Below are 25,596 nucleotides of genomic sequence, written 5' to 3'. Positions count from 1 at the left end.
ATTAATCAAACCTTATTTTCGGGTTGATTCTGGCGATAATCATTTCGCCCACCAGATTCATCACCACCACGCTGGCGACCGTTATCATCGTCACGCCCTGAATAACCGGATAATCGCGATAGCGCACGGAATCCACCAGGTAACGTCCGATGCCCGGCCAGTTAAATACCGACTCCGTCACCACCGCGCCGCCGATCAGGCTGCCAAAGTTGAGCGCAATAATGGTCACGATGGGGATGAGAGCATTGCGCAAGGCATGCTTAAAGTAGACGTAGAACGGTGCCAGCCCTTTGGCCCTGGCGGTGCGAATATAGTCTTCACCGAGCACGTCCACCATGCTCGATCGGGTCATGCGTGACATCACCGCCATCGGGAAGATGCCGAGACACACCGAGGGCAGAATATAGCTTTTCCAACCCTCAGCCCCCAGGAGCGGCAGCCAGCCCAGCTTCACCGAGAAGGTGTCCATCGCGATCAGGGCCAGCCAGAAGTTGGCGATGGAGGCGCCGGCAATAGCGATCAGCATCAGGGCGTGATCGGCGGCATGATTGCGATAAATCGCCGCGCACATCCCCATCGGAATGCCGAGCACTACCGCCATCAGCCACGCCAGCAGCGCGAGGCCGAGGGTATAAGGTGCCCGCTCGCCGAGCTCGACGGAGACCGGCTGCCCCGATTTTAGCGAGATGCCGAAGTCACCTTTGAGCATCCCGACCACAAAGTGCCCGTACTGCAGCGCCAGCGGATCGTCAAGCCCGAGGCGGGAGTGCATTCGGCTCACGTCGTCCTGAGTCGCCTGCGGGCCGGCCATCAACCGCGCAGGATCGCCGGGGAGCATCCTGATCGCCAAAAAGACGATCAGCGACGCGCCGAGCAGGATAAGCGGCAGGGAAAGCAGTTTTTTGATGACGTAGGCTTTCATAACGACTCCAGTCAGGCCCTTGCTTTACGGCTTCTGGGCGTTGATAACGATAATTTCGCCGCCCGGCTCCATCCGCACGCCTTTAATATCCGCGCGGGTGGCATAGAGATCGTCCTGGAAGTAGAGCATCACGTGCGGCGCATCCTGCATGATGACCTTCTGCGCCTGCACGTAATCCGCGATGCGCGCCTTGTCATCCATCGTGGTCGCCGCTTTGTCCAGCAGGTCGTCGAGGGTCGGGTTTTTATAGAAGCCGAGGTTGGCGCCAACCGGTGCGGCGCTCTGGGAGTAGTACAGCGGGCGCAGCTGTAAATCGGAGCCGTTGAGGCCAGAGGACCAGGAGGCAAGCACGGAATCGGTGCGGTTCGCCAGCTTTTCAGCGGCCGGCGCAAAGGCGGCCTTGCTCCAGACGCCGCTTTCCATCTGCTGAATGTTCAGCTTAATCCCCACCTTGCCCCACATCGCCTGCAGGATTTGCGCGGTCCGGGCATCCGGCCCCTGTACGGCAATATTGATGTCAAATCCCTGCGGATAGCCGGCATCCTTGAGCAGCGCTTTGGCTTTGTCGATGCTGTAAGCGTATTCGTTGAGCGACTTATCGTAGCCTTCATTCACCGGCGCCAGCGGCGAGTTAGCTGCGGAGGCGTAACCGAACATCACCGCCTTCAGCAGCGCGTCCTTATCCGTCGCCAGATTCAGCGCCTGGCGCACGCGGACGTCGTTGAGCGGTTTCTGCTCAACGTTGAGCGCCACCCAGAATACCGACGCGCCCTCGCCCTGCTCCAGCTTCACCTGCGGATTGCTTTTCAGCTGCATACCGAACTGCGGCGGCACCGGGTTAATCACGTCAACCTGGCCGGAGAGCAGCGCCATATTCATCACCGAAGGCTCCGAGCTCCATGTCCACTTGATTTGCTCCGGGCCGCCGCTTTCTCCCCAGTAATGCGGGTTCTTTTTCTCTAAAACATACTCCCCGGTTTTATATTCCTGCAGCATATAGGGGCCGGTTCCGTCCGCTTTGCGGCCAATGGTGCCGGCTTTGTCCGCCGCCGGGCTGACCATTTTCGCCGCGCCGCCGGTGAGTAAATTGAGGAACGAGGGATAGACTTTTTTCAGCGTAATTTCGACGCTGCCATCGTCAATTTCCTTCACCGACGCAATCACGTTGCGCATCCTCGAGCTGGCTGCCAGGCTGCCTTTGGGATCGATATGGCGCTGAATGTTGGCCACCACCGCGTCGGCGTTAAACGGCGTACCGTCATGGAAGGTGACGTTCTTGCGCAGCGTGAAGGTCCAGACCTTGCCGTCCTCGCTCACCTGCCAGGCCGTGGCCAACGCGGGGGTGATTTTGTAATCGGGGGAGAGATCGACCAGCCCTTCATACATCGGCTTGAGGACCGTATCGGTGAAGGTCGCCGTCTGGTCGCCGGGATCCATGCTGCGCGGCGCTTCATTTTGCATCACATTCAGCGTCGCCGCCTGCAGCGCCGTGATATTGCCTACCGCCAGAACGCCTGCCAGAACGGCAAGTCGATATTTGCTCATCAATACCTTCATCGCGTAACCCCTTCCCGTATGTTATTTCGCCAGTTGTGGTCTTTATGTTGCTATTAAGTTTTGTTTTTACACATAACAAAATTCTTTAAATGTGATATTAGCCACCATTAGCGCTTAATTAGGTAATAAATTTAACTTATATGCGATCAGTTAGTTATTTTTGTGAAGAAACTGATTGCTAAATCAGCAGGGCGCAATTATGTTCAGAAAAAAGCGAAGGGTCGGGGCACTATGCTGAACAAACTCCAACAACAACTGGTTCATCTGGTCTGCAGCGAAGAGGGAGCCAGCCGGGCCGACCTCGCCCGCCTGACCGGCATGAGCAAGCCGGCCATCGGCGCGCTGGTCAAAGAGCTGCTGGCCGCAGGCGTCCTGCAGGAGAGCGCGATGGCCGCCTCCAGCGGCCAGGGGCGGCCTTCGGTTACCCTGTCACTTTCCCCGGATGCCGCCTGTGCGATCGGTATCTCCCTGATCGACCATCAGCTGGTGGTGGTGCTGATGAACGGCATCGGCGAAAAGATTGCCGAGCGCCATCTCACTCCCGAGGTCGAGATCCTGGCGCTGATCCAGCAGCTGGCGGCGGAAATTGCCGACCTGCTCAACAGCGCGGTCGTTAACCGCCAGCGCCTGGCCGGCATCGGCTTCGCGCTCTCCGCCTTCGTTGACGCCGCCCAGTCGGTTTGCGTGCAGTCCGCGCTGCTGGGCTGGCATCTGGTTCCGCTGGCAGAGCTGCTGAGCCGCGCCACCGGCGGGATCCCGGTGGTTATCGAAAACGATACCCGCGCCCTGGCGACCTACGAGAAGACCTTTGGCCATCTGCGCAAGTACGAAAGCGCGGTCGCAATCTCCCACGGCAGCGGCATCGGCAGCGCGGCGGTGATTTACGGGCGCATCTGGCGCGGCGCCCACGGCGGCGCCGGGGAAATCGCCCACTGCACAATCGTGCCGGCCGGTAAGCCCTGCCGCTGCGGGAAGCGTGGCTGCCTCGACACCGTGGCCTCCCTGACCGCCATCTTTGAACAGGCGCGCATGGAGGGCATCGAGGCCACCAGCCTCGCCGAGCTCGAGGCGCTGGCCCGCAAAGGGCACTCCGGGGCGATCCATATCCTGCACCAGGCCGGCGACGCGCTCGGGATGGCTATCTCCCATCAGATTCAGACCCACGATCCGGCGGCGATCATGCTGGCGCATCAGCCCGAGAGCTTTCAGGGGCTGCTCAATACCGTGATGCAGCAGGCCATCGAAACCTATCTGCTCCCCGGTATGGCGGGGAAAACGCCGCTCATCTACCGGCCGCTCGAGCAGGACAGCTGGGCGCTTGCTGCCGCAAGCGTGGCCCTTACTCACGTTTTATTTCCTGAATATTAACGAGGTCCCTATGCGCATTGCCGTTGGCGGAATACACATTGAATGCAGCACGTTCAATCCCGTACTGACTCACGAGGACGAATTTCGCACGGTCGAAGGTGACGCGCTGCTGGCGGCACCCTACTTTCAGTTTCTCAAGGACTATCCGGCGACCTTTCTGCCCACCCTACACGCCCGCGCCATTCCCGGCGGCCCGGTCGCGCGTGCCGCCTATGAGAGCTTTAAGACCGAGTTTCTGACCCGCCTGCAGGCGTCGCTGCCCGTTGATGGCCTCTATCTGGCGATGCACGGCGCGATGTACGTTGAAGGGCTGGAAGATGCCGAAGGCGACTGGATCGCCGCCGCCCGGGCCTGCGTCGGCGACGCCTGCCCGATAGCCGTTAGCTACGATCTGCACGGCAACGTGACCCAGCGCATTATCGACGCCATTGATATGTACTCAACCTACCGTACCGCGCCGCATATTGACGTTGAAGAGACCATGCGCCGCTCCGTCACCATGCTGGTCAACAGCATCACCACCGGCGTACGGCCCGGCGTGGTCTGGGCACCGGTGCCGGTGATGCTCCCCGGCGAGCGCACCAGTACCGAAGATGAGCCGGCGAAAAGCCTCTACGCCACCCTGCCGGCAAGCGATCGCCTTCCCGGCGTGCTCGATAGCTCGCTGATGGTGGGCTACGTCTGGGCCGATGAACCGCGCGCCACCGCCGCCGCCATTTTTACCGGCACCGACCTGAAGGTGCTGAAACAGCAGGCGGAGAAGCTGGCGCAGTCCTACTGGGACGCGCGCGAGGCGTTTGCCTTCGGCTGCCGCACCGGCAGCGTGGCGGAGTGCGTGAAGGAGGCCATCGCCAGCCCGACGGCGCCGGTTATTCTGGCGGACTCCGGCGATAACCCCACCGGCGGCGGCGTGGGCGATCGCGGCGACGTGCTGGCCGAGCTTCTGCGCCAGAACGCCAGCAATACCCTGGTGGCGGGCATTGCCGATGCCCCGGCGACCCAGGCCGCCTTTCGCGCCGGCGTTGGCGCAGAGCTTGAGCTGACCGTTGGCGCACAGCTTGACCCGGCTGGCGAAAGCGTCAGCGCACTCTTTACCGTGAAGCATCTTCTGCCCGCGGGCGCGCACGGTAGCGCTAATCAGGCCGTGTTACAGGTCGCCGGCATCACCGTGGTGGTTGCCGACCGTCGTCGCCCCTATCACGATCTCGCCGATTTTAGCGCGCTCGGCTTAGACCCAGGCCGGGTGCAGATTCTGGTGGTCAAATCGGGCTATCTGTCGCCGGAGCTGGCGCCGCTGGCCAACCCCAACCTGATGGCCCTTTCCGAAGGGGTGGTCGATCAGGATATCGAGCGCGTGCCGCGCCGGCGGATGCTCACCCCGACCTGGCCCTTCACCGGCACGCTTGAGTTCACGCCGCAGGCGTTCGTTTCCGCCAGAGCCCCTTTTGCCAGGGGGTGCTGATTGATGAATACCCCGACGCCTTCTCCGGTGCTGAGTGTAGATAATCTGTCGGTCTCGTTTCGCCGCGGCGATAGCTGGCAGAAAGTGGTGCGTAATATCAGCTTTACCCTTAATCCGGGCGAAACGCTGGCCATTGTCGGCGAATCGGGTTCGGGGAAAAGCGTCACCGCGATGGCGATTATGCGCCTGCTGTCATCGCGCAACAGCCGCACGGAGGGCAGCGTGAGCCTCGGCGGCAGGTCGCTGCTGGCGCTGCCGGAGGAGGAGATGCGCCGCATCCGCGGCGCCGAGGTGGCGATGATTTTCCAGGAGCCAATGACCAGCCTCAATCCCGCCTTTACCATCGGGCATCAAATCGCTGAAGTCTTTATTCATCACCAGGGATTATCCAAATGCGAAGCGAAGCGCCAGGCCATTGCCCTACTGGAAAAGGTCCGCATTCCCCACGCCGCGCAGCGCTACGATGAGTATCCGCATCAGTTTTCCGGCGGCATGCGCCAGCGCGCCATGATTGCGATGGCGCTGGCCCTCAAGCCTAAGCTGCTGATTGCCGACGAGCCGACCACCGCCCTCGACGTGACGATTCAGGGGCAGATTCTCGATCTGATTAAAACGCTGCAGGCGGAAAATAATACCGCGGTGCTGTTTATTACCCACGACATGGGCGTGGTGGCGGAAACCGCGGATCATACGCTGGTGATGTTCCGCGGCGATGCGGTGGAGTGCGCGCCAACGCCGGGGCTGTTTTCCGCCCCCCGGCAGCCCTACACCCGCGCGCTGCTGGCCTCGGTGCCGGCGGCGGGTGAAATGACGGCCGTTAGCGCCCCGTGCCGGTTCCCGTCGGTGGATTTACAGACCGGCGAAACCCGGCGCTACCCGCCCGAGTCCGCGCTACCCAACCGCTCGCAGCCGCCGGTGCTATCGGTAAAGAATCTGGTGACCCGCTTCCCGGTTAAGCGCGGTTTTTTCAATCAGCTAAGCGGCCATATTCACGCCGTGGAGAACGTCAGCTTTGATTTGTGGCCGGGAGAGACGCTCTCGCTGGTGGGCGAATCGGGCTGCGGAAAATCGACCACCGGGCGCAGCCTGATCCGCATGATTCAGGCGCAGTCCGGCGACGTGACGCTCAATGGCTACAGCGTCCTGCAGGCCGACCGCGCGCAGCAAAAGCGCCTGCGTCAGGATATGCAGATGATTTTTCAGGATCCCTTTGCCAGCCTCAACCCGCGGCTAAAGATCCAGGAAACGCTGATTGAGCCGCTGCTGGAAAACGGGCTGGCCACGCGACAGCAGGCGCTGGCGCGCTCGCAGGAGCTGATTGAAAAGGTTGGGATGAGCGTGTCGGTGCTGAACCGCTATCCGCACGAGTTCTCCGGCGGACAGCGTCAGCGTATCTGCATCGCCCGGGCGCTGGCGATGAACCCGAAGGTGATTATTGCCGATGAGTCGGTGTCGGCGCTGGACGTGTCGGTGAAGGCGCAGGTGGTCAACTTAATCATCGAACTGCAGCGCACCATGCAGATTGCCTTTCTGTTTATTTCGCACGACATGGCGGTTATCGAGCGCATCAGCCACCGGGTGGCGGTGATGTATCTCGGAGAAATCGTCGAAATTGGTCCGCGTCAGGCGATTTTCACCCACCCTCAGCACCCGTATACGCAAAAGCTGATCGCGGCGATCCCCAAGACCGACCCTGCGCGCCGCCATCTGCTGCACGAAGGCAGTAACGACGAGCTGCCGACGCCGTTTCGCGATAAGGCCTGGCAGCCCCCCGCCCGCACCTATGAACAGGTTGGCCCCCAGCACTGGGTAATGCGCTAGCCTCTCTGCCCGCAGGCCCTCTTACGAGGCGCCTGCGGGAGCGGTAATCAGAACCGATAGTTCATGCTCAGCGAAACGCTGCGCGGCTCCCCGTACACCGCGGAGTCATCGAGGTAGGAGTAATATTCACGATCGAACAGGTTGTTGATATTGGCCTGCACGCTAAGCTGTTTCGTCAGCTGATACTGCGTGAACAGATTCACCAGCGGGTAGCTGCCCTGATACAGGCGCTGCGTTTCGCCGTCCGGCCCGCTGACGTCTTTGTAGACCCGATTTTGCCAGGTTGCCCCGCCGCCGACGGTTAGCTCGGGCAGCGCCGGGATACGATAGCGCGTGAAGAGCTTGAGCTGGGTTTGCGGCGCAAAGCTGTTATAGCGGCCGCTGCTGTCGGTGGCGACGTAGCGCGTGGCGCTGAACGTCAGCTGCATGTTGTCGCTGACCGCGCCGTTAACCTCCAGCTCCGCCCCTTTGCTGACCGCGCCCTTTGCCGCACGGTAGGCCTGCTCGCTGGAGCCGTTAACGAACTCGCCGCTTACCGCCTCGGGCGCATTCTCCTGCTCAATGCGGAAGATGGCGAAGCTGGTGGTCAGTCGGCTATCCAGCCAGTCGGCCTTCAGCCCGGATTCGTAGTTCTTCCCGGTTATCGGCGCCAGCCATCCGCCGTCCGCCGAACGCTTGGTCTGCGGGGAGAAGATTGAGGTATAGCTGGCGTATGCCGACAGGCTCTCGGTGATGTCGTACACCACGCCGCCGTACGGCGTGACGTTGTATTTACGCATATCGCCGCTGCTGCCGTTGGCGCTGTACTGGGTGTAACGCGCGCCGAGGATCAGCGATAGCGGATCGGCGAGCGAGAACCGGGCGGCGGTATAGGCCGATTTCTGCCGCACGATATCATCCGCATTCAGATACCAGTCCCCCCACTCCGGCTGCGCCACGCTGCCGTTCCAGCCGTTATTAAAGACGCCGATCTGCGCGCTATCCATCGGCCCGTCCTGGCTGAAGCTGGCGTTATGCTGGCGGCTATAGTTCGCGCCGGCCATCAGCTGATGCTGGCGCCCCAGCAGCTCAAACGGCCCGCTGGCGTAGGCGTCGAAGGAGTCGAGGGTTCGCTTGCCGCGATCCTTGCTTCCCCAGCCGCTGGCCCCCTCGCCGGTATCGGCATCGGGATTCCCCATCACATACAGCAGCGTGTCGTTCAGCGTCTGTTCGCCGTGGGTGCCGTTGAAGCGGAATGACCAGCCGTTATCCCACTCCTGCGTCAGGCTGGCAAATACCTTGCGGGATTCAATCGCGTAGCGCGTCCAGTCCGCCGCCGTGTTGGTGCTGCGGTCGTAGTGGGTCCGCGAACCGTCGCTATACAGGCTGGGGAGTCCGCCCCACGTCGGATTGCCGGTATTCGACTTCTGGTAGTCCCAGCCCAGCGACAGGTGGGTGCTATCCGTCAGGTCGGCATCCACGACGCCGTAGAGAAACTTTTTGCTCTTATGGTAGCGGTCCAGCCAGCTATCCTGATCCTGATAGCCGGCAATCACCCGCCCGCGCACGCTGCCGTCGGCATTGAGCGGAGCCGACAGGTCGCCCACGTAGCGCTGCTTATTCCAGCTGCCGTAGCTGGCGCTCACGTTCCCGGTCAGGGTTTTGCTGTCCGCCTTTTTACGCACCATATTCACCGTGGCGCCGGGGTCGCCTGCGCCGGTCATCAGGCCGGTGGCACCGCGTACCACTTCGATGCGATCGTAAATAGCGGTATCTTCCTGCGCATCGCCGTAGTTCCAGGCATCACCAAGCGAGGTGGGAATATCGTCGTAGGCGAAACTGGTGATTTGAAATCCGCGCGCATAGTAATCCGAACGCTCGCTGTCGATCTGCTGCGAGGAGACGCCGGTCGCGTTGGTCAGCACATCGTCGATGGTCTGCAGATTTTGATCCTTCATCCGCTGCTGGGTCACAATCGTGACCGACTGCGGCACATCGCGGGGAGCCAGCAGCATCTTCGTACCCGCACGGGTGGTTTTGGCCGCGTAGTCCTGCTGCTCTTCGGACGCACTTCCCGCGCTGCCGTAGACCACCATATCCTGCTGCGTGTCGGCCGCCGCGCCTTTATCCTTCTCCGCCGCCTGCACGGGGTGGACAAAGGCCTGGATCGCCAGCGCCAGCAGTGAAACGGTAAATGGTTTAGATAAATTCTGTGCCGGCGGTCTACCGCCCGTGCCCCTGTCGTTGAAAAACATAAATTTTCCCATCAGGAATTATTATTGTGAGTGGTGTTATCTCGCCCGCCGCCGCGCTGAAAAATTGCGCTTTGCCAGCAGGTTGATGACGGCATACGGTGCGAGAAAACAATAAATGAGAATGGGAATAATAATTATTTGCCTTATTTATCGCAGGCTATTTTGTCAGTTAACCGTAAGAAATATGTAAGCAAATGTATGCTCTATGTAAATCAATAGCCTGGCGCTAGCGTGGGGCGGATCTACCGCCGGGCTGCCCTAGTACGTGCGTAGAAATAGCCGCGTCGTCGGCGATCCTCGTGCCGGTTCAGGCGCTCAGGACGGCACCTGAGGCCGGGATGATTTGCGCCCGCAGCATAAATGATTATGATTCTCATTCTTGTTTTTTACGTTTCCGCTGCGGTTTGCCCCGGCGGGAGTGCTTTATCCAATGATGGGGTTCAGAATGAAATCGTTGTTTGGCCCGCGTAAATCAGCGCTGTGCGCTGCGCTTCTCTCCGCGTTAACCCTGACGGCATGGCAGGCTTCGGCCGAGGCCACGCCGCCCGCCAAAGCGCCGGCGTCATTAAGCCAGAGGACGCTGGGGGATGGTTTGTACGAGATGGCCTATTTACCGGCGCAGAGCGCGCTGGTTGTCGCCAGCGCCCAGGGATTTAAAGCGGTTAACGGCGGCATGATCTACCGTCTGGATCCCACCACGCTGGCGACCCGGACGGAAACCCATACCGATTTGAAGAACTTCGGCATGGCGGTCGCGGATGACGGCAAGGCGTTCTACACCACCAACTCGCTGGACGGCGGGGTATCCAAAGTGGATGCGCAAAGCGGTAAGGTGCTACAGCGCCTGATGTTCGTCGGTCAGGATAAGGACGGCGACCCTATCGGCGCCCGTGAAGTGCTGTTCCACAATGACCAGCTGTTTATTGGCCGCGTGGCCGATCCGGGTTTTATCTCCATCGTGGATGCGCAAACCATGACCCTCAAGGGACGCATTGATAACGCCGGGAAGTGGGTGACAGGGCTTATCTACTCCCCGCACACCGATCGTATTTATGCGGCAAACGGCGGCGGTGAAATTCTGGTGATTAACCCGGCCAGCCACAAAATTGAGCAGCGCTGGACGCCGGGTGACGGCAAAGAGTACCTGTTCCTCAATCTGGCGGAAGATCCGGCCACCGGCCGCCTGTTTGTTACCGATGATTCTAAGGCCAAAGCGACGCTGGTCTTTGATGAGCGTACGGGTAAGGTGATCAAGCGTATCGACGGCGATGCGCTGGGTATTAAGTTCAGCGCGAAGCGCAACGAGATTTATATCAGCCAGCGCGAATCGAAGAAGGTGCTCCAGCTGGATGCTGCCACCTATGCGCTGAAAAAAGCCTGGTCGTTCGCCAGCCATCCGAATAGCCTGCTGCTCTCCCCCGACCAGGAGACCCTGTACGTCAGCATCAAGCAGGACTTCAACGAGGATAACTCCACTAAGGGCCCGGACAGCGTCGCCCGCATTAAGCTCAACTGAGTTTTCGCCGCGCCGTGCGCGGCCCGGGTCTGGCCAGGAAACGCCGGGCCTCTCGCCGCAATCCGCGACCGAAGCCCGAAAGACAAACCGGCCGCCAGGGATGGCGGCGCCTCCCCCTCCTCACGCTTCGCCGCTTTAGCCGGTATGGGATTTCATTTGCCGCAAAATGCTGTATTATGCGATTTATTGCAGCAATTTGCAGGATTTAAGACCGTGCACAAAACCGCCAGACAAAAATACCTCCTGGATATCATTAGCGAAAATGGCCAGGTCAGCATCAGCGAGCTGGTCGAGAGGCTACAGGTTTCCGCGGACACCGTTCGCCGCGACCTGACCGATCTGCAAAAGCAGGGGCTGGCGCAAAAGAATCACGGCGGCGCTATCGCCCTCGACCTGTCGGCGATGAACCGCCAGGGCAGAAACGCCCTGCTGCCGAAGACCAAACAGCGGCTGGGTAAAATGGTGGCGGAGAAAATTCCCGCCGGCTCGACGATCTTTTTAGATGCCGGCAGCACTGTGCTGGCCGTCGCCAGCCACATCAAGGGGCCGATGACCGTCATCACTACCTCTTTAGATATCGCCCAGCTCTTCAGCGACCGGGCGGATATTCAGCTGATCCTGCTCGGCGGCAGATGGGATATGCAGCAGCGCCTGTTTGCCGGCAGCGCCACCCTCGCGCTGCTCGCGCGCTATCGGGCTGATATCGCTATTCTCGGCGCCTGCGCGCTGCACGCGCAGCTGGGCTTAAGCGCCAGCCAGGAGGCCGATGCCGAGATCAAGCGCGCCATGCTGGCGGCAAGCACCGAGTGCTGGCTGGTTGCCGACCATATGAAACTGAACCACTGCGAGCCTTATCTGGTCGCCGGATTAGCAGAAATTCATCAGCTATTTTTAGATACGGCCTGGGAAGACGCCGGGGACGACATTTCAACGCACATCAACATTGCTGACGCTCAATAACGTGGAGAGAATAATGAACAAAGTTATCGCCGGTGACGGTAAGAACATTAATATTGCGCTGATCGGTTATGGGTTCGTGGGCAAAACCTTCCATGCGCCGCTGATCCGCTCGATTGACGGCCTGAAGCTGGCCGTCGTCGCATCGCGCGATGAGGAGAAGGTTAAGCGTGACATCCCCGATGTTACCGTCATCGCCTCACCCGAAGAGGCGATCCGGCATCCGGATATCGATCTCGTGGTGATCGCCTCCCCTAACGCCACGCACGCCCCGCTCGCCAAACTGGCGCTAAACGCCGGCAAGCATGTGGTGGTTGATAAACCTTTTACCCTCGATATGCCGGAAGCTCGCGAACTTATCGCCCTGGCGCAGGAGAAGCAGCTGCTGCTCTCGGTATTCCACAACCGTCGCTGGGACAGCGACTTCCTCGGGATCAAGCAGGTTATCGAGCAGGGGCTTATCGGCAACGTGAAGCACTTCGAGTCGCATTTCGACCGCTTCCGCCCGGAAGTTCGCGTGCGCTGGAGAGAGCAGAACGTGCCGGGAAGCGGCCTGTGGTTTGATTTAGGCCCTCACCTGATCGATCAGGCCCTGCAGCTGTTTGGCCTGCCGCAGTCGGTGCAGGGCAATATCGCCACCCTGCGCCAGGGCGCGGAGATCAATGACTGGGCGCACGTGGTCTTAAATTACCCTCAGCATAAGGTCATTTTGCACTGCAGCATGCTGGTCGCCGGCGGCAGCGCGCGCTTTACCGTTCACGGTGACCAGGGCAGCGCGGTCAAACAGAAAGCCGACCAGCAGGAGAGCCAGCTGCTGGCGGGCGTCATTCCCGGCAGTGCAGGCTGGGGCCAGGATGACGATAGCCTGAGCATTTTTGACGCGCAATCGCAGGTTCTGGAAGTGGGCGCGCCGCAGGGCGATCAGCGTCAGTACTACATCAACGTGCGCGATGCGCTCACCGGCAAGATTGAAAACCCGGTGCAGCCGCTGCAGGCGCTCGCCGTTATGGCCGTGCTGGAGGCCGCCGTTCTCTCCGCAGAAACCGGCACGCTGCAGACGTTAGCGCTCACCGCCGACGAGCTGGCCGCGCTGAAGTAATCCTCGTATAAACATGGCCTGCGGCTTCGCAGGTCATTCCCTTCCCCCGGCTTCAGCCCAGGGCTTCGTTTTCCAGCACGATCTCCATCGTTTTCACATAATGCGCGGTAAGCAACGACGTCGCCAGCGCGATATTGCGATCCAGCGCGGCCTGCAGCAGCTGGCGATGCTCCAGCGCCACGTCGCGCCCCTGGCTGACCGGCGACTCCACCGCCAGCGCGCGGTAGCGCAGCGTCTGATCGCAGAGGGTATCGACAAAGTGCAGCAGCCACGGCGAGCCGCAGTTGGCGAGCAGCGCCGAGTGAAATGCCTCGTGCGCCTCTTCCCACGCCGGGTCCAGCTGCTGGCTTTGCGGGTCGCGCATGTCGTGGCGTTCCATACGGTGATGGGCGGCAATCAGCCGGCTTTCCCAGTCGATATCGGCATTAAGGATCGAGAGTTCCAGGGCTTTGCATTCAATGTGCAGGCGAGTCAGGGTGATATCGCGCAGCTCCGGAGCCGAAACGCGGCGCACGCTAAAACCTTTCTGATCGACAGCCGCAACAAACCCGGTGGTCGCCAGGCGCGACAGCGCTTCACGCAGCGGAATAACCCCGGCGTCATAGTGCTCGGATAGCGCCTTCAGGCGCATTTTGCTCCCGGGCTTCAGCTTGCCGTTGATGATATCCCGCCGCACCCGCTCTTCCAGCCGTGACGCCATCGTACGTTTTTCATTCATCTCATCGACTCGCTATAGGGATACGGCAGCCCGCAGGCCGCGCTGAATGGCAAAATTATATACAGATCACACAATAGAACTTAATCCTTAAAAATATATATTTTTTATTGATCATATATTTTATTGCCATTAGCCTGCAACTAACTACTCACCACGACTACAGGAAATGACCTATGCGTTACGTGTATTTTACTCATCGGCAGCGGGCGACTCTCGGCGTGCGCACCGCGGAAGGCGTCAAAATCTTGGGTGAAGAACCGCTGGAATCCCTGCTCGGCCGCGGCGTCGACCTGAGCCAGTACGGCAAAGAGGCGCAGGGCGAAACCGTCGTGCCAGAGGAAGATAGCTACCTGCCGGTGCTGACTCGCCCAGGGAAAATTATCTGCGTGGGCCTGAACTACGCCGACCACACCAGCGAATCGCCCTACGCTCAGCCGGATTATCCGACGGTCTTCCCGCGCTTTAACAGCAGCCTGCTGGCGCATAACCGGCCTATCGTCCTGCCCCGGCTTTCCAACACCCTCGATTATGAGGGAGAACTGGCGGTGATCCTCAAAAGCGGCGGGCGTTATATCAGCCCGCAGCACGCGCTGGAGTGCGTCGCCGGCTACGCGCTGTTTAACGACGCTTCCGTGCGGGAGTATCAGTTCCTGACTCCGCAGTGGACGGTTGGCAAAAACTTTGACGATACCGGCGCCTTCGGTCCCGATTTAGTCACCGCCGATGAACTCCCTCCCGGCGCCCGCGGCCTGCAGCTGGAAACGCGGGTAAACGGCCGGGTCGTGCAGTCGGCCAACACCAGCGACATGCTGTTTGACGTCGCGACGCTTATCGCCACGCTGAGCCAGGCCATCACCCTCGAGGCTGGGGATGTGATTGTTACCGGCACGCCGGCAGGCGTCGGTTTCGGGATGAATCCAAAGCGCTATTTGCAGGCGGGCGATGTTGTCGAGGTGAGCGTGGAGCAGGTCGGCACGCTGTGCAATCCCGTGGTTTTAGAAAAATAACCTAACGTTACCCGACGTACCCTACACCAACCGGGAGGAATGATGACGGAACTACGTGGTGTTCACTCCATCGATCACTTTGCGCTGTTTGTCCCTTCATTAGAGGAAGCCGCGTTTTTTTATGACCACTTTGGCCTGACGACCCGCAGCACGGAGGAGGGCCAGCAGCTGGCCGCCGCCGACGGGCATACCTGGGCCAAAATTTTACCGGCCGAACGCAAGTCGCTGGCCTACATCAGCTTTTTATGCTTCGAGCAGGATTATGACGCCCTGATCCGCCAGGTGCGCGCCAGCGGCGGCGAACCCGAGTTTGTTGACGATGCCGGCTTCTGGTTTAGCGATCCCGACGGCAACCGGCTGAACGTCAGGCCCGGCAAAAAGACGATCCCGGATACCCGCCGGGTGGTGCCTTTCCAGCCGAAGTCAACCGATACGCGCGGCACGGTCACCCGCGATGCGGTCAAAAAAATCAGGCCGCACCGGCTGTCCCACGTGCTGCTTTTCTCGCCGGACGTGCCGAGCGCTATTCGCTTTTATCAGCAGGCGCTGGGGCTGAATCTGTCCGATTTTTCGCAGGATATTATCGCCTTTATGCACGCCCGCCACGGTTGCGATCACCATCTGGTGGCATTCGCCAAAAGCGCGGGCAAGGGCTTTCACCATGCGGCCTGGGAAGTAGACAGCATTGATGATGTCGGCAACGGCGCATCCCAGATGGCCGCCGCCGGCTATAAGGCCGGCTGGGGAACCGGCCGGCACTGCCTCGGCTCAAACTATTTCCACTACGTCCGCGATCCGTGGGGATCGTTTTTTGAGTACTCGGCGGATATTGATTTTATCAGCGCCAACGCCAGCTGGCCGGCGGGCGATTTTCTGCCGGAGAACTCGCTCTACCTATGGGGCCCTGATGTCCCGCCCGACTTTATCCATAACAGCGAAGCGTAAATCCGCCATCAGGCGGCTCCCGTCACAAATACAGGCAAACGTTATGAATAACACTATGTACGATATTGCGATCGTCGGCTACGGGCCGGTCGGTCAACTGTTATCGCTCATTATGGGACGGCAGGGTTATCGGGTGGCGGTTTTTGAACGCTGGGAGACGCTCTACCCTCTGCCGCGCGCCGTTTTCCACGATCACGAGATCCGTCGAATGCTGCGCATGCTGAATCTTGAAGAGGACGTGGCGGCCATTTCCCACCCATCTTCTCTTTATCAGTGGTTCAACGCCCGCTGGGAAATGTTAGTGGAAGTTGACTGGGCGTCAGAATCGATCAGCGACGGGCCCTTTGGCTATTTTTTCAATCAGCCGGAGCTGGAGGCCATTTTTGATAAGCACGTGAAGACGTTAGGCAACGTGCACGTGCAGCATGGCTGGGAAGTGAAGCAGTTAAAGCAGCATCCCGAGTCCGGCGAGCTGCTGATGGTACACACCGCGGATCGCGATAACCCGGATGCGGCGTGCCAGCGCGTGCAGGCCCGCTATATTATCGGCGCCGATGGGGCGAACAGCATCATCCGTCAGGCCTGCGGCATTGAATGGCTGGATTTAGGTTTTGCTGAAGACTGGCTGGTGGTTGACGTCAAGCCGCGCCCGGGCGTGACGCTGGACGTCCCGGAGGCGGCCCAGTGGTGCAATCCGCAGCGGCCGACGACCATGGTGCCGGGAGGTCCCGGCTGCCGCCGCTGGGAGTTTATGCGCCTGCCGCACGAGGCGCTGCACGAGCTGCAGTCAACGGACAAGGTCTGGCAGCTGCTGCAGCCGTGGGCCACGCCGGAGAGCGTGGATCTGGTGCGCCACGCGATGTATCAGTTCCGTTCACGTATTGCCGAAACGTGGCGGCAGGGCCGGGTCCTGCTGGCCGGCGACGCCGCGCACCTGATGCCGCCGTTTATGGGCCAGGGCATGTGCTCCGGCCTGCGCGACGTCTGGAATTTAAGCTGGCGCCTAGATCGCGTACTGCGGGGCGTCTGTTCCGATGAGCTGCTGGATGATTATACGATCGAGCGCAGGCCGCAGATTCAGGCGGTGATCGAGGCCTCTATCGCGATGGGGCGCGTAGTCTGCGTCTCAGACGCGGGGCAGGCAGAGACCCGCGACAGGGCCCTATCTTCGCGGGGATGTTCCCCCTCTCCCGCCTTTCCCGGGGCTAAAAGGAGGGCTGATTTACCTGCAGCCACCCCCCTCTTCGTTACTCAGCGGCGAGCTTTTTGTCCACGGCTCGCTGCGGCGCGGAGGCCAGACTCGGCGCTTCGATGATGCGATGGGGCGAGGGTTTCATTTGATTCTCAGCGAAGCCGTGGCGACGCGCACGCTGCTCGATTTCGCCCACCGCGCGATGGCGCAGATCGGCGGCGAGGTGATAGTGATTGCCGATAGCGCAAATTCACCCGGGTACTGGGAGGATGTCTCCGGTAAATACCGGGAGTTTATGCGCCGTCATCAGGTTAACGCCGTATTAATGCGCCCGGACTTCTATATTTACGGCGCCGAGTCATCCGCGGAAAATATTGCCGGGCTGCTCAGCGCGCTGCAGCAGCAGCTCCTTGGTAGCGAAGTGAATGCCCAGGCGGCCTATTTGACGATGGGCAAATCGGCGTAGCGGGTCGTATAGCCGGGCGATAGCATCTCACGCTTCATCGCCCAGCTTTTTTGAATGCCCTGCCCGGCGAACCACACGCTGCCGCGGCCCGAGCGATTCAGGCTATCCACCACCTGCATCAGCGCGGCGCTGTTCGCCCGCGGCTGATACTCATCAAACAGATTGAGCTGCGCCACGCCCTGACTGAAGAAATCACCCAGCATGATGCCGGCTTTCATATAGCGAAAGCCGTCCTTCCACACTCTGTCCAGCGCGTGGATAGCGACGCGAATAATGTCCCGGGTATCGTCGGAGGGCGTTGCCAGCCGACCGCTGGCCTGGGGAGCGTAGAAGGCTTCATTTCCGGCGTGCGGGCTGGTTCGCATAAAGACGCTAACCGCGCGGCAGTACTGCTTCTCAGCCCTGAGCTTTTCCGCCGCGCGTTCAGCATAGGCGCAAACCGCCTGATGCATATCGCTATATTGGGTAATGCGGTGGCCAAATGAACGGCTGCAGATAATCTGCTGTTTGGTCGGCGCAAACTCATCCGTCTGCAGGCAGGATTCCCCCCGCAGCTCGCGCACCGTACGCTCCAGCACGACGTTAAAGTGCTTACGCATCACCCAGGTAGAACTGTCGGCAAGCTGCAGCGCGTTTTCGATGCCCATCAGCTCCAGCTTTTTTGCGATCCGACGGCCCACGCCCCAAACTTCATGCACCGGCACCAGAGCGAGCAGCTTACGCTGGCGATCGCGGTTCGATAATTCGACCACGCCGCCGGTTTTGCTCCACGTTTTAGCGGCGAAATTCGCCAGCTTGGCGAGCGTTTTAGTCGGCGCGATGCCAACCCCAACCGTGAGTCCGGTATGCTTCAGGACCCGATCGCGCATTTGCTGGCCGAAGGTCTCAAGCGGCATATAGCTGGAGACACCGGCTAAATTAACGAAGGCCTCATCGATGGAGTAGATTTCAATCGCCGGCGCCATCTCCGTTAGCGTCATCATTACCCGGTGGCTAAGATCGGCATAGAGCGCATAGTTCGAGCTAAAAACGGCCACCTGCAAACGCTGCAGATCGTCTTTAATTTTGAAATAAGGCGCCGCCATGGGGATACCCAGCGCCTTTGCCTGCGCCGAGCGTGAAATAATACAGCCATCGTTATTTGACACCACCACCACCGCTTTTCCCTGCAGGTCTGGCCGGAAAACGGTTTCGCAGGAGGCGTAGAAGCTGTTGACATCAACAAGCGCGAACATGTCGGTGTGATTTTAAGCTGAAGGTGACCACGCCGAATATTTGCAGCTCCTCCCCCGGCTGGCAGACAACGGGGGAATAGCTGAGGTTACGCGGTATGAGCTGAAGGACAGGCCGGGTTTGCAGCTCCTTGACGGTAAACTCGCCGGCTACGGCAGCAATCACAATATCGCCATGCTCCGCGGTCAGCGAGCGGTCAACCACCAACAGGTCGCCATCATCAATCCCGGCCCCCGTCATTGAATCACCGCTCACCCTGACAAAGTAGGTCGCGTTTGGGTGCCTGATGGCCAGCTTATTCAAATCAAGGGTATCTTCGACATAGTCCTGGGCCGGGCTGGGAAATCCGCAGGGAACAAGATCGCGAAACAGCGGCACCAAAAACCGTGGCGACAGCTCAACCGGCTTGTAGAACGTCAACATAAACTCACCTGACATAATAACTGTGTTTATATACAGTATTAATAAATCATCCGGGTTAATCAAGCCGCTTATGCTCGGTTATCACGAAGGCCTTGAAGTTCGGCACTATTTAGGCGGATGCTGCGGCTCGCCGCGCCCGGCGGCGCTAAAAATAACGCGTCTCTGGCAATCTCACGCGATTCGTAGCAGGATAGATGCTGCAATCAGCGCGTTATGGTGAGGTACCATAACTACAAACTATGGCGATTCGTCCAACATACTGAACGGGAGATTCTTATGTACTACACGTTAGGAGATACCACCCTCCACTTTTATCGCTATCAGTGCCGTTTCTACGTTGCCCACTGGGATGGCGGCAACGTAATGACCGACAAGTTCAGGCAGTTCATCGAGTTGATTACTGAAAAAACGGGAGTTGACGCGAAGAACGTCGAGGCGGTTGCGCGAGACTATTTTAACAACGTCGATTAACGGTTGTTCAGTAGCTGAATAACCGACCACCACTTATTACGTACATGCCCTGTGCTGGCCGGCTGGCGAGGCGGAAACGCGCGCTGTTCTTCCTCTCGCCTTGACACTGTACAAAAAAACAGTATAACTACTGCCTACCGTTACAGGAGCCAAAGCATGTTTGTAGAACTGGTTTATGACAAAAGAAATTTTGAAGGGTTAGCCGGGGCCAGAGAGACCATTATGGCTGAACTCACCAAACGTATTCACCGCATTTTTCCTGAGGCTGACGTTCGCGTTAAGCCGATGATGACGCTGCCCGCAATCAATACGGATGCCAGCAAGCATGAAAAGGAGCAGATCAGCCGTGCCGTTCAGGAGATGTTTGAAGAAGCGGATATGTGGATGACCGCAGACGAATAAGCCAGGCCGCCGCGTTGATATCAACAGCGTTTTTTCAGGGACCGGCGTTAGCATTACCCAATACTGCTCCCTGGATATCAATTTGCCCTGCTAATATTTTCCCCAGCCACCGGCGCAGCCCGCCGGCCGTTTAAATACGCTCTCCTGTTCACCAGACTTAAATTTATCCGCGGCCAGGGAAACAAGCTGCGCGATGAACACCAGACACAAACTGACTCCCTGAATATTACGTAATGTTATATTCACAACCTGAATAAAATGAAACCCACTGCAGATTATCCTGACCATGGCGGCTGAGGAATGACTCCCGTCGTGCCCATTGTCTTTTTTCAGGCAAGTTTGCCGCAAAATATTCTGGCAACGGCCGGCAGGTAGCGCAGGCGTTGAATAAAATGAAACCCACTGCAGATTATCCTGACCATGGCGGCTGAGGAATGACTCCCGTCGTGCCCATTGTCTTTTTTCAGGCAAGTTTGCCGCAAAATATTCTGGCAACGGCCGGCAGGTAGCGCAGGCGTCACCGATCGGCGGCATCCTTTTCCCTACGCATTCCCTACGCATTCCCTCCGCGGCGATTTTCGTCCGAGGGTGGGTCCATGTTTCTAAATTTTTTCAGTCAGTTAGTTTATAAAAACGGTACGGATGATGCTCTCTTTCGGCCCGAACAACCCAAATCCCCTCTAGCATCTTTAAGCAAAATAGCGGCGATTAATTGAAATATTATGCTACAAATCCGCGTAAATATCGATATTAAAACCCAGAATCAATTCATAAACATCATTAAAAAAGCTTTTTTGACAACTATGAAAAATATTTCATTAGGATTTTTCTTAAGGCGAGAGTAAATTTCTTCGCATAAAAGCAAGAATATCCATAAATTTCTCGGGGAATAAATGCGTATGGCGAATTTACTCTTTTTAGCACTGGCGGTCGCACTGCTCCTGGTCGCTGTTTTTTCTCTTATTTCGTATATAAGAGATCGCAAGAAACAAAAGTTTACCTTCAAAAAAAGACGCTAGCGGCAACAACGTTAGGGGGGACGAGCACGCGTTGAGTCCCTTTAACCTACGCAGCCGGGCGAGCGCAGGGCCCACTCTTCACTGTACCTCTTTGAAATAGCTTAAATAGCCTGAATTATTACACTGAGGCCAGACTTCGGGAAACGAGAAATATTATTGTTGCATCACGTCAGGCCATCGCATCCCGAACGGGTTCTGTTTATTTGCGGAACTATTGCTCAGGTACGCAGTCTGATTACTGTCTGTATAAAACTATCGAGACTGCTGTGACCACACTTATGATTGTTGTAACAACGCTTGCCGTGCTTAGTCTGTTCGTATTGAGTCTGGCAAAAGTTGGAATCGCTGTATCCAATAACCCCGACGAGTTCTGATTGCTCTTCGGGCCATCGTCGAATCTCCGGACTCCCTGTCGCTGATCCTACATACCGCACGTCAGCGATTATCGTTTTTCCGCAGCGCCGCCCTCTTCTTTTTGCAGAACCCTCTCCTTTGCAGAAGCGCTTTACCGCTGCGGGTGCCCGACTCTCCCTTCCGCTGCCGTAACCACTCCCCGATCCGTCACCCGGAGCCGCTGACGCGCTGGCCGAGGAGAAAAGCTACTCCTTCGTTCGCTTACGCCGATACTTACGCTTAAATTTAAGGTCGATGGCAAAAATAACCACGATAACACCGACAAGCCATAACAGAGTGGCACCCGTTTCAGCAACGTTCACAACGTCCCTTTATCTATCATTTAATGTTATGGATAACATTAATAACCATATAAAACCAGTAAGCAATCGTTTTCGTTACAATTGTATGGCAAATAAATGGCGGAATGTCGCATCCGCAAGCAACAGGTCAGAAATCCGCCGCCGCCGGATGGAATGAAGCTCCCAGGGCGGAGATTGACGGTTCGCATTCCCTCTTCCACCAGGCTATATCTTAGACACCTTTATGCGTACAGGAGTGATGATGGTGAGCAAGAAGATTCTGATGCTGGTGGGCGACTACGCCGAAGATTACTTGAATGCAAACATATCATGATAATTTTTAAGTAAATTAATTAAAACAAACCTAAAAAATGTACTTAATTATGTACTCACACTCCTAAACAATCCATTTGACTAGTAATCACTCCTTGCTCAATACTGTATATCCAACCAGTGTAAAAGGTGATTATCATGCGTGTAGAAATCAGCATTGCCAAAGAGAAAGCCGGAAAAATGCCGCGGGGGTCAATGGAGGCTCTCAAGGAAGAAATGACCCGGCGGATCAGCAAACATTACGATGATGTCGAGGTGGTCGTTAAGACGGCCAGTAATGACGGCCTGAGCGTACTGTGGGCGACCGATAAAGATGCTGCAAAGGAATTTGTCGAGACAACTCTTAAAGATGCCTGGGAGACCGCTGACGACTGGTTCGTCCGTTAATTGACGTGTAAACTGGCGCCGATTGCTGGCATGAACACCCGCAGCCATCCTCGCCCGGCAGCTATTGCATACGGTTGCTGAGTGGGGAATCACACCGGACAGTCATCCCGACGCAGATCGTTAACGGTGAACGTGACGACGCCGTAAACCTCTACCCCATCCCCCTCGATCGCCTCTCCATCACGGGTAATGAACGATTGCCCCTGCAGTCGGCCAAAATCTGTCATGCTGTCGTATCGGATCAAGACGATATCGCCCTGCTGTGGTCTCAGCGACATATCCAGCACCGCATAACCGGAATCAGTTTTGATAATCTTCGAGTTGCCATCCACGCGGCACAGTTTCGTAACGGTGAGTGTATCCTCGATGTAATCGGCTGCTGGCGACGGAAAGCCCATATCACAGCCCTCCGTTCGGGTTGTAGAGCTGGAACATCCTATCGTCCCCCTCTTGCGTTGAGACGTCTTTGAATGTCGTCACGTAGCCCTCGATCCACTGGTTCGCCTGCCGTGGCGACCAGTGCCAGTTTACCTTCTCCAGTTCTTGCAGAAACCGTCTGGTAGTGATGGTGCGCCTGCCGTTGGGCTCGATGACTATCGCCGCTCGGCAGGCTATTTCGATTTCGTAAAGACGTGGCATGATCTGAACTCCTGAATGATACTGTTTTTATATACAGTAGTTTTATCGAAACTTCAGATCAAGAGAGGTTGCGCCTATCAATTTTCATGACAGGCGCAGTGCTTTGATTAAACGAGGTACTCGTTGGCTAACGTTACCGCCTGGGCAATCAAATCAGTCGCAACAGTTGTTTTCCCTGTGAGATTTACCAGCATCGGGCGGCCAACCATCTGACCACCCCACGGACTGTGAATGGTCGCCGGATAACTGCCAATACGCGGCAGGTTGGTGGGCACTGGCACAACCCCATCCCACGCGCTGTTAGTCGCTGTCGCTACCAGCGTGTTATCAACATAAATGCGCGTAACAAGTGTTCCCGCTGTGGTTTCCCCGTCAGCGTATACGGACACCACATGCACATTCCCATCTGTCAGTGTTGCAAGCTGGGCCGTGGCCGATACCGGTACTGACCCCATCAGTGCGCCCTGTACGGATGTCAGAACGCCGGCAGTGCTGACAATCCCCCAGATACCAAAATTGATACTGGCAGCAGCGGTATTATTAAGGCGGCCAAAAAACATAGGGTACCGGTTAGCAGCTGGCGTGCCATATCCAGATGCAGGCAGTTTTATCGCCACGCTCGCCAGGGCGCGTTTGCATCCGGCAGGTAACGAAAACTCAGCCGTTGGCAGAAGCACATAATCGTTGATGTTTGGTTCGGTGCCGTCGAACTTCAGCATACCGGTTTCCAGTACGCGGACATTCGGACCGTTTGTGGCATTGGTCCCGCCATACACCAGGTTCAGCAGGTTCGCGTAGGCCGGGATTGGTGTGCCGCCGGAATAACAAACATCATTGCTGAAATCCAGCAGGCCCAGCGTGGCGGGACGCATGATAATTTCATCGTTTTCAAAATAGTTCCCGCCGCCAGCCAGGGGCGATTCATCGGATTGTAGAAATATCGCCATTATCAATAGCCTCGTTTTGTTCTGAATTGATAGCTCAGGGCTGCATAAACACCATAGCCGGCTGTGTTGGGATGACGGTTATCGCTGCGCAGCGATGATGGCGTTATATCGTTACCGTAATCAGTTACATCCTGTGCTATAGCAGGGTTGTAATCTGCAACCAGTGTTTCGCGCAGGTCCAGGCCGTTATTACCCCGGACATAATAATCGGGGTATTTTTGTGACCAGTAGTAGTTGAGTTCTAAAATGCGCGGATAGCGAATGCCGCCATAATATTCGACGGCATAATTATCAGCAGTTAAACCAAACAGAAGGATGTTTCGGCCGGATTTCTCGGCAAACGTCACCATAGCGTCAACGTTAGATTTTATACTTGCCACGTCATCATCGTAATCGGCAGATGTCGTCGCTCCGGAGCGAAAATCGTTAATACCGGCATCAATCCACGCTTCAACGTCTGAATAATCCTGCATAGCGTAATCAGGCACGAACAGCGACCCAGGCAGACAACGCACGCCGGCACCCTCCAGCGCCGTCAGCGTGTACGCCTCCGTTTTGGTATTGTCGTTGGCGCCGCTGGCTGTGCGGGTGATGCGACATTTCACACCACAAATCCAACCTTCCAGGGTGCGCGTTGTATTGTCCGAGTTGGTGCTGAGGATGCGGCGGTCCTGGCTCGGGTATGCCGGTGCGGCCGTTGCGCTGGCGCCGTTAAACTGCGCGATGGTAACGGCGCTGTTTGCTGCCGGTATCGCATTGCCGGTGACCGTGATATACGTCGGTATAGCCCCCATCCGCATAGCGATTTGACCAGACCTCTGCCCACCGATTCCATAATTCACAGCAGTAAACCCATTTCCAATGAGTTCTGCTAATTGCGTTGGATATGGTGTGCCGCCGGTGCCGGCCGTTTTGCTGTTACCATGTGCGTGAGCAATAACCGCATGCGTAACGCTGCCGGAATTCTCCTCCAGCCACTTAATTTTCTCGTCAATATTCCCGCTGAGATAGGTAACAAACGCCCCGTCAGATTTTTGACTGCCGTACAGCATCTCGTCATTTTTCCCGGCGGCGCCGGCGATATACCCTGAGCGTTGAAATTTATTCGTAATCTGATTTTCCGTGATGATGGAAAATACCGGAACAGGTGCATTATTGACGTTGGCGTAAAGCGCTGCATCATTATTGGCGTCAACATAGACGAAGCACATATCCAGTGCCGTTTTCGACATTGCCGTAGTAATGTCAGTGTAAACACGCAGCGTACCGATAACGTCCTCTAAAACAGTGCCGTCAGAAATTTCTGTTTTCCCGTCGGACTTGCGGCCGCCGATGCAAATCGTGCCGTCAGCACCAAAAACCCCGGCATAAAGACGACTCCGGCTTGAGGAAGGCAATCTGACGTCTATGTAGGCTTTGGACACCATACTGCGCCCGGTAGCCTCAAGCGTACCACTGTTGTTGATGTACTCGTCCGCCAGCGAAGCATCACCAGCATTTCGTACCCATGTTACCGCACCAACAGGAATTTTTCCGTCATCTGCCGCAGCCTGGGCTTCTGGTAAAGTAGTAAATGGAAGGCCGAGAATGGTGATGCTATCCTGAGTTACTTTGAGAGCCTCGGCATTCTTATTTAAAATTCCCTTCCACGAAACGTTTACTCGTTTTCCTCGATCAAGCCAACTTTCACTGTCGGTATTTAAAGCGATATCTAAATTTTCTACGTTTTCTTTTAAAACTTTAATTCCAGCAGTGCCAAGGGGGGGTGTTAATTCAGGCATTA

The 25,596-nt window shown here is 57.4% G+C and carries 26 protein-coding genes; 15 read left to right on the top strand and 11 right to left on the bottom strand.

What is annotated here, in order from left to right:
- Position 1 precedes the first annotated feature (1 nt).
- Together GVK32_RS15770 and GVK32_RS15765 are read right to left on the bottom strand one after the other, a co-directional pair.
- Complete coding sequence (locus GVK32_RS15770; RefSeq protein ID WP_159869549.1) at positions 2 to 922, bottom strand: ABC transporter permease; 921 nt, start codon at positions 920 to 922, stop codon at positions 2 to 4.
- 24 nt (positions 923 to 946) lie between these two features.
- On the bottom strand, positions 947 to 2,479 hold the full coding sequence (locus tag GVK32_RS15765; RefSeq protein ID WP_200842896.1) for an ABC transporter substrate-binding protein: 1,533 nt from the start codon (positions 2,477 to 2,479) through the stop codon (positions 947 to 949).
- Between the two features lie 231 nt (positions 2,480 to 2,710).
- Here GVK32_RS15765 and GVK32_RS15760 point away from each other — a divergent pair, with 231 nt between their 5' ends.
- From GVK32_RS15760 to GVK32_RS15750, 3 genes are read left to right on the top strand one after another with little or no spacing between them, the layout of a single operon-like run.
- Positions 2,711 to 3,847: an ROK family transcriptional regulator gene (locus GVK32_RS15760; protein WP_159869543.1), complete on the top strand. Its 1,137-nt coding sequence runs from the start codon at positions 2,711 to 2,713 to the stop codon at positions 3,845 to 3,847.
- Between the two features lie 10 nt (positions 3,848 to 3,857).
- Positions 3,858 to 5,309 (top strand): M81 family metallopeptidase, encoded by a 1,452-nt coding sequence (locus GVK32_RS15755; protein ID WP_159869540.1) that lies wholly within the window; start codon positions 3,858 to 3,860, stop codon positions 5,307 to 5,309.
- A gap of 3 nt (positions 5,310 to 5,312) precedes the next feature.
- The gene (locus tag GVK32_RS15750) at positions 5,313 to 7,130 is read left to right on the top strand and encodes an ABC transporter ATP-binding protein (protein WP_159869537.1); all 1,818 of its coding nucleotides are present in this window, start codon (positions 5,313 to 5,315) and stop codon (positions 7,128 to 7,130) included.
- A 47-nt stretch (positions 7,131 to 7,177) separates the two neighbouring features.
- Here the strand turns inward: GVK32_RS15750 and fhuE are convergent, their stop codons facing one another.
- Positions 7,178 to 9,364, bottom strand: a complete 2,187-nt coding sequence (gene fhuE / locus GVK32_RS15745) for a ferric-rhodotorulic acid/ferric-coprogen receptor FhuE (RefSeq protein ID WP_159869534.1) — start codon at positions 9,362 to 9,364, stop codon at positions 7,178 to 7,180.
- A 445-nt stretch (positions 9,365 to 9,809) separates the two neighbouring features.
- On the opposite strand from fhuE, the gene GVK32_RS15740 reads away from it, so the two are divergent.
- The 3 genes from GVK32_RS15740 (at position 9,810) to GVK32_RS15730 (ending at position 12,936) form a co-directional block, all read left to right on the top strand.
- Complete coding sequence (locus GVK32_RS15740; protein ID WP_159869531.1) at positions 9,810 to 10,880, top strand: YncE family protein; 1,071 nt, start codon at positions 9,810 to 9,812, stop codon at positions 10,878 to 10,880.
- 213 nt (positions 10,881 to 11,093) lie between these two features.
- Positions 11,094 to 11,840 carry a DeoR/GlpR family DNA-binding transcription regulator gene (locus GVK32_RS15735; RefSeq protein ID WP_159869528.1) on the top strand — a complete coding sequence of 249 codons (747 nt, stop codon included), beginning with the start codon at positions 11,094 to 11,096 and terminating at the stop codon, positions 11,838 to 11,840.
- 13 nt (positions 11,841 to 11,853) lie between these two features.
- Positions 11,854 to 12,936 (top strand): oxidoreductase, encoded by a 1,083-nt coding sequence (locus GVK32_RS15730; RefSeq protein ID WP_159869525.1) that lies wholly within the window; start codon positions 11,854 to 11,856, stop codon positions 12,934 to 12,936.
- Positions 12,937 to 12,988: 52 nt separating this feature from the next.
- Here GVK32_RS15730 and GVK32_RS15725 read toward each other — a convergent pair whose 3' ends face one another.
- Positions 12,989 to 13,654: a GntR family transcriptional regulator gene (locus GVK32_RS15725; protein WP_200842895.1), complete on the bottom strand. Its 666-nt coding sequence runs from the start codon at positions 13,652 to 13,654 to the stop codon at positions 12,989 to 12,991.
- 173 nt (positions 13,655 to 13,827) lie between these two features.
- On the opposite strand from GVK32_RS15725, the gene GVK32_RS15720 reads away from it, so the two are divergent.
- From GVK32_RS15720 to GVK32_RS28940, 4 genes are read left to right on the top strand one after another with little or no spacing between them, the layout of a single operon-like run.
- The gene (locus tag GVK32_RS15720) at positions 13,828 to 14,661 is read left to right on the top strand and encodes a fumarylacetoacetate hydrolase family protein (RefSeq protein ID WP_159869522.1); all 834 of its coding nucleotides are present in this window, start codon (positions 13,828 to 13,830) and stop codon (positions 14,659 to 14,661) included.
- Between the two features lie 42 nt (positions 14,662 to 14,703).
- Positions 14,704 to 15,606 (top strand): VOC family protein, encoded by a 903-nt coding sequence (locus GVK32_RS15715; protein WP_159869519.1) that lies wholly within the window; start codon positions 14,704 to 14,706, stop codon positions 15,604 to 15,606.
- 43 nt (positions 15,607 to 15,649) lie between these two features.
- Positions 15,650 to 16,921, top strand: coding sequence for a bifunctional 3-(3-hydroxy-phenyl)propionate/3-hydroxycinnamic acid hydroxylase (locus tag GVK32_RS15710; RefSeq protein WP_200842894.1), 1,272 nt, complete (start codon positions 15,650 to 15,652; stop codon positions 16,919 to 16,921).
- Between the two features lie 22 nt (positions 16,922 to 16,943).
- Entirely contained in the window at positions 16,944 to 17,264 is a 321-nt protein-coding gene (locus GVK32_RS28940) for a hypothetical protein (protein WP_200842893.1), read from the top strand.
- Here GVK32_RS28940 and umuC read toward each other — a convergent pair.
- Together umuC and umuD are read right to left on the bottom strand one after the other, a co-directional pair.
- A complete protein-coding gene (gene umuC, locus GVK32_RS15705; RefSeq protein WP_159869516.1) occupies positions 17,237 to 18,499 on the bottom strand; it encodes a translesion error-prone DNA polymerase V subunit UmuC in 1,263 nt (420 codons plus the stop codon). The two genes, GVK32_RS28940 and umuC, sit on opposite strands and share 28 nt — an antisense overlap.
- Positions 18,483 to 18,920 carry a translesion error-prone DNA polymerase V autoproteolytic subunit gene (gene umuD / locus GVK32_RS15700; protein WP_133597873.1) on the bottom strand — a complete coding sequence of 146 codons (438 nt, stop codon included), beginning with the start codon at positions 18,918 to 18,920 and terminating at the stop codon, positions 18,483 to 18,485. The genes umuC and umuD overlap by 17 nt, the downstream gene beginning before the upstream one ends.
- A 276-nt stretch (positions 18,921 to 19,196) precedes the next feature.
- On the opposite strand from umuD, the gene GVK32_RS15695 reads away from it, so the two are divergent.
- Both GVK32_RS15695 and GVK32_RS15690 read left to right on the top strand, forming a co-directional pair.
- The gene (locus GVK32_RS15695; RefSeq protein WP_159869513.1) at positions 19,197 to 19,391 is read left to right on the top strand and encodes a hypothetical protein; all 195 of its coding nucleotides are present in this window, start codon (positions 19,197 to 19,199) and stop codon (positions 19,389 to 19,391) included.
- 156 nt (positions 19,392 to 19,547) lie between these two features.
- Entirely contained in the window at positions 19,548 to 19,793 is a 246-nt protein-coding gene (locus GVK32_RS15690) for a DinI family protein (RefSeq protein WP_041145229.1), read from the top strand.
- Between the two features lie 90 nt (positions 19,794 to 19,883).
- Here the strand turns inward: GVK32_RS15690 and GVK32_RS15685 are convergent, their stop codons facing one another.
- Positions 19,884 to 20,327, bottom strand: coding sequence for a hypothetical protein (locus GVK32_RS15685; RefSeq protein WP_159883115.1), 444 nt, complete (start codon positions 20,325 to 20,327; stop codon positions 19,884 to 19,886).
- Between the two features lie 359 nt (positions 20,328 to 20,686).
- On the opposite strand from GVK32_RS15685, the gene GVK32_RS15680 reads away from it, so the two are divergent.
- The 3 genes from GVK32_RS15680 (at position 20,687) to GVK32_RS15675 (ending at position 22,227) form a co-directional block, all read left to right on the top strand.
- Positions 20,687 to 20,812, top strand: coding sequence for a small membrane protein (locus GVK32_RS15680; RefSeq protein ID WP_370461149.1), 126 nt, complete (start codon positions 20,687 to 20,689; stop codon positions 20,810 to 20,812).
- A gap of 278 nt (positions 20,813 to 21,090) precedes the next feature.
- Positions 21,091 to 21,186, top strand: coding sequence for a YnaM/YnfT family protein (locus GVK32_RS29540; RefSeq protein WP_353853576.1), 96 nt, complete (start codon positions 21,091 to 21,093; stop codon positions 21,184 to 21,186).
- A gap of 792 nt (positions 21,187 to 21,978) precedes the next feature.
- A complete protein-coding gene (locus GVK32_RS15675) occupies positions 21,979 to 22,227 on the top strand; it encodes a DinI-like family protein (protein WP_159869510.1) in 249 nt (82 codons plus the stop codon).
- Positions 22,228 to 22,316: 89 nt separating this feature from the next.
- Here GVK32_RS15675 and GVK32_RS15670 read toward each other — a convergent pair whose 3' ends face one another.
- The 4 genes from GVK32_RS15670 to GVK32_RS28935 all read right to left on the bottom strand — a co-directional run bounded on the left by GVK32_RS15670 (position 22,317) and on the right by GVK32_RS28935 (position 25,594).
- Entirely contained in the window at positions 22,317 to 22,625 is a 309-nt protein-coding gene (locus tag GVK32_RS15670; RefSeq protein ID WP_159869507.1) for a hypothetical protein, read from the bottom strand.
- Position 22,626: 1 nt separating this feature from the next.
- Positions 22,627 to 22,866 carry a DNA polymerase V gene (locus tag GVK32_RS15665; protein WP_159869504.1) on the bottom strand — a complete coding sequence of 80 codons (240 nt, stop codon included), beginning with the start codon at positions 22,864 to 22,866 and terminating at the stop codon, positions 22,627 to 22,629.
- 107 nt (positions 22,867 to 22,973) lie between these two features.
- Positions 22,974 to 23,813, bottom strand: a complete 840-nt coding sequence (locus tag GVK32_RS15660; protein ID WP_159869501.1) for a hypothetical protein — start codon at positions 23,811 to 23,813, stop codon at positions 22,974 to 22,976.
- Positions 23,814 to 23,815: 2 nt separating this feature from the next.
- Positions 23,816 to 25,594, bottom strand: coding sequence for a hypothetical protein (locus GVK32_RS28935; protein ID WP_200842892.1), 1,779 nt, complete (start codon positions 25,592 to 25,594; stop codon positions 23,816 to 23,818).
- Positions 25,595 to 25,596 lie beyond the last annotated feature (2 nt).

It is taken from the genome of Klebsiella sp. 18074 (assembly GCF_902705905.1).
GTDB classification, from domain to species: Bacteria; Pseudomonadota; Gammaproteobacteria; order Enterobacterales; family Enterobacteriaceae; genus Klebsiella; species Klebsiella terrigena.
This window is presented reverse-complemented; position numbering and strand designations above follow the sequence as displayed.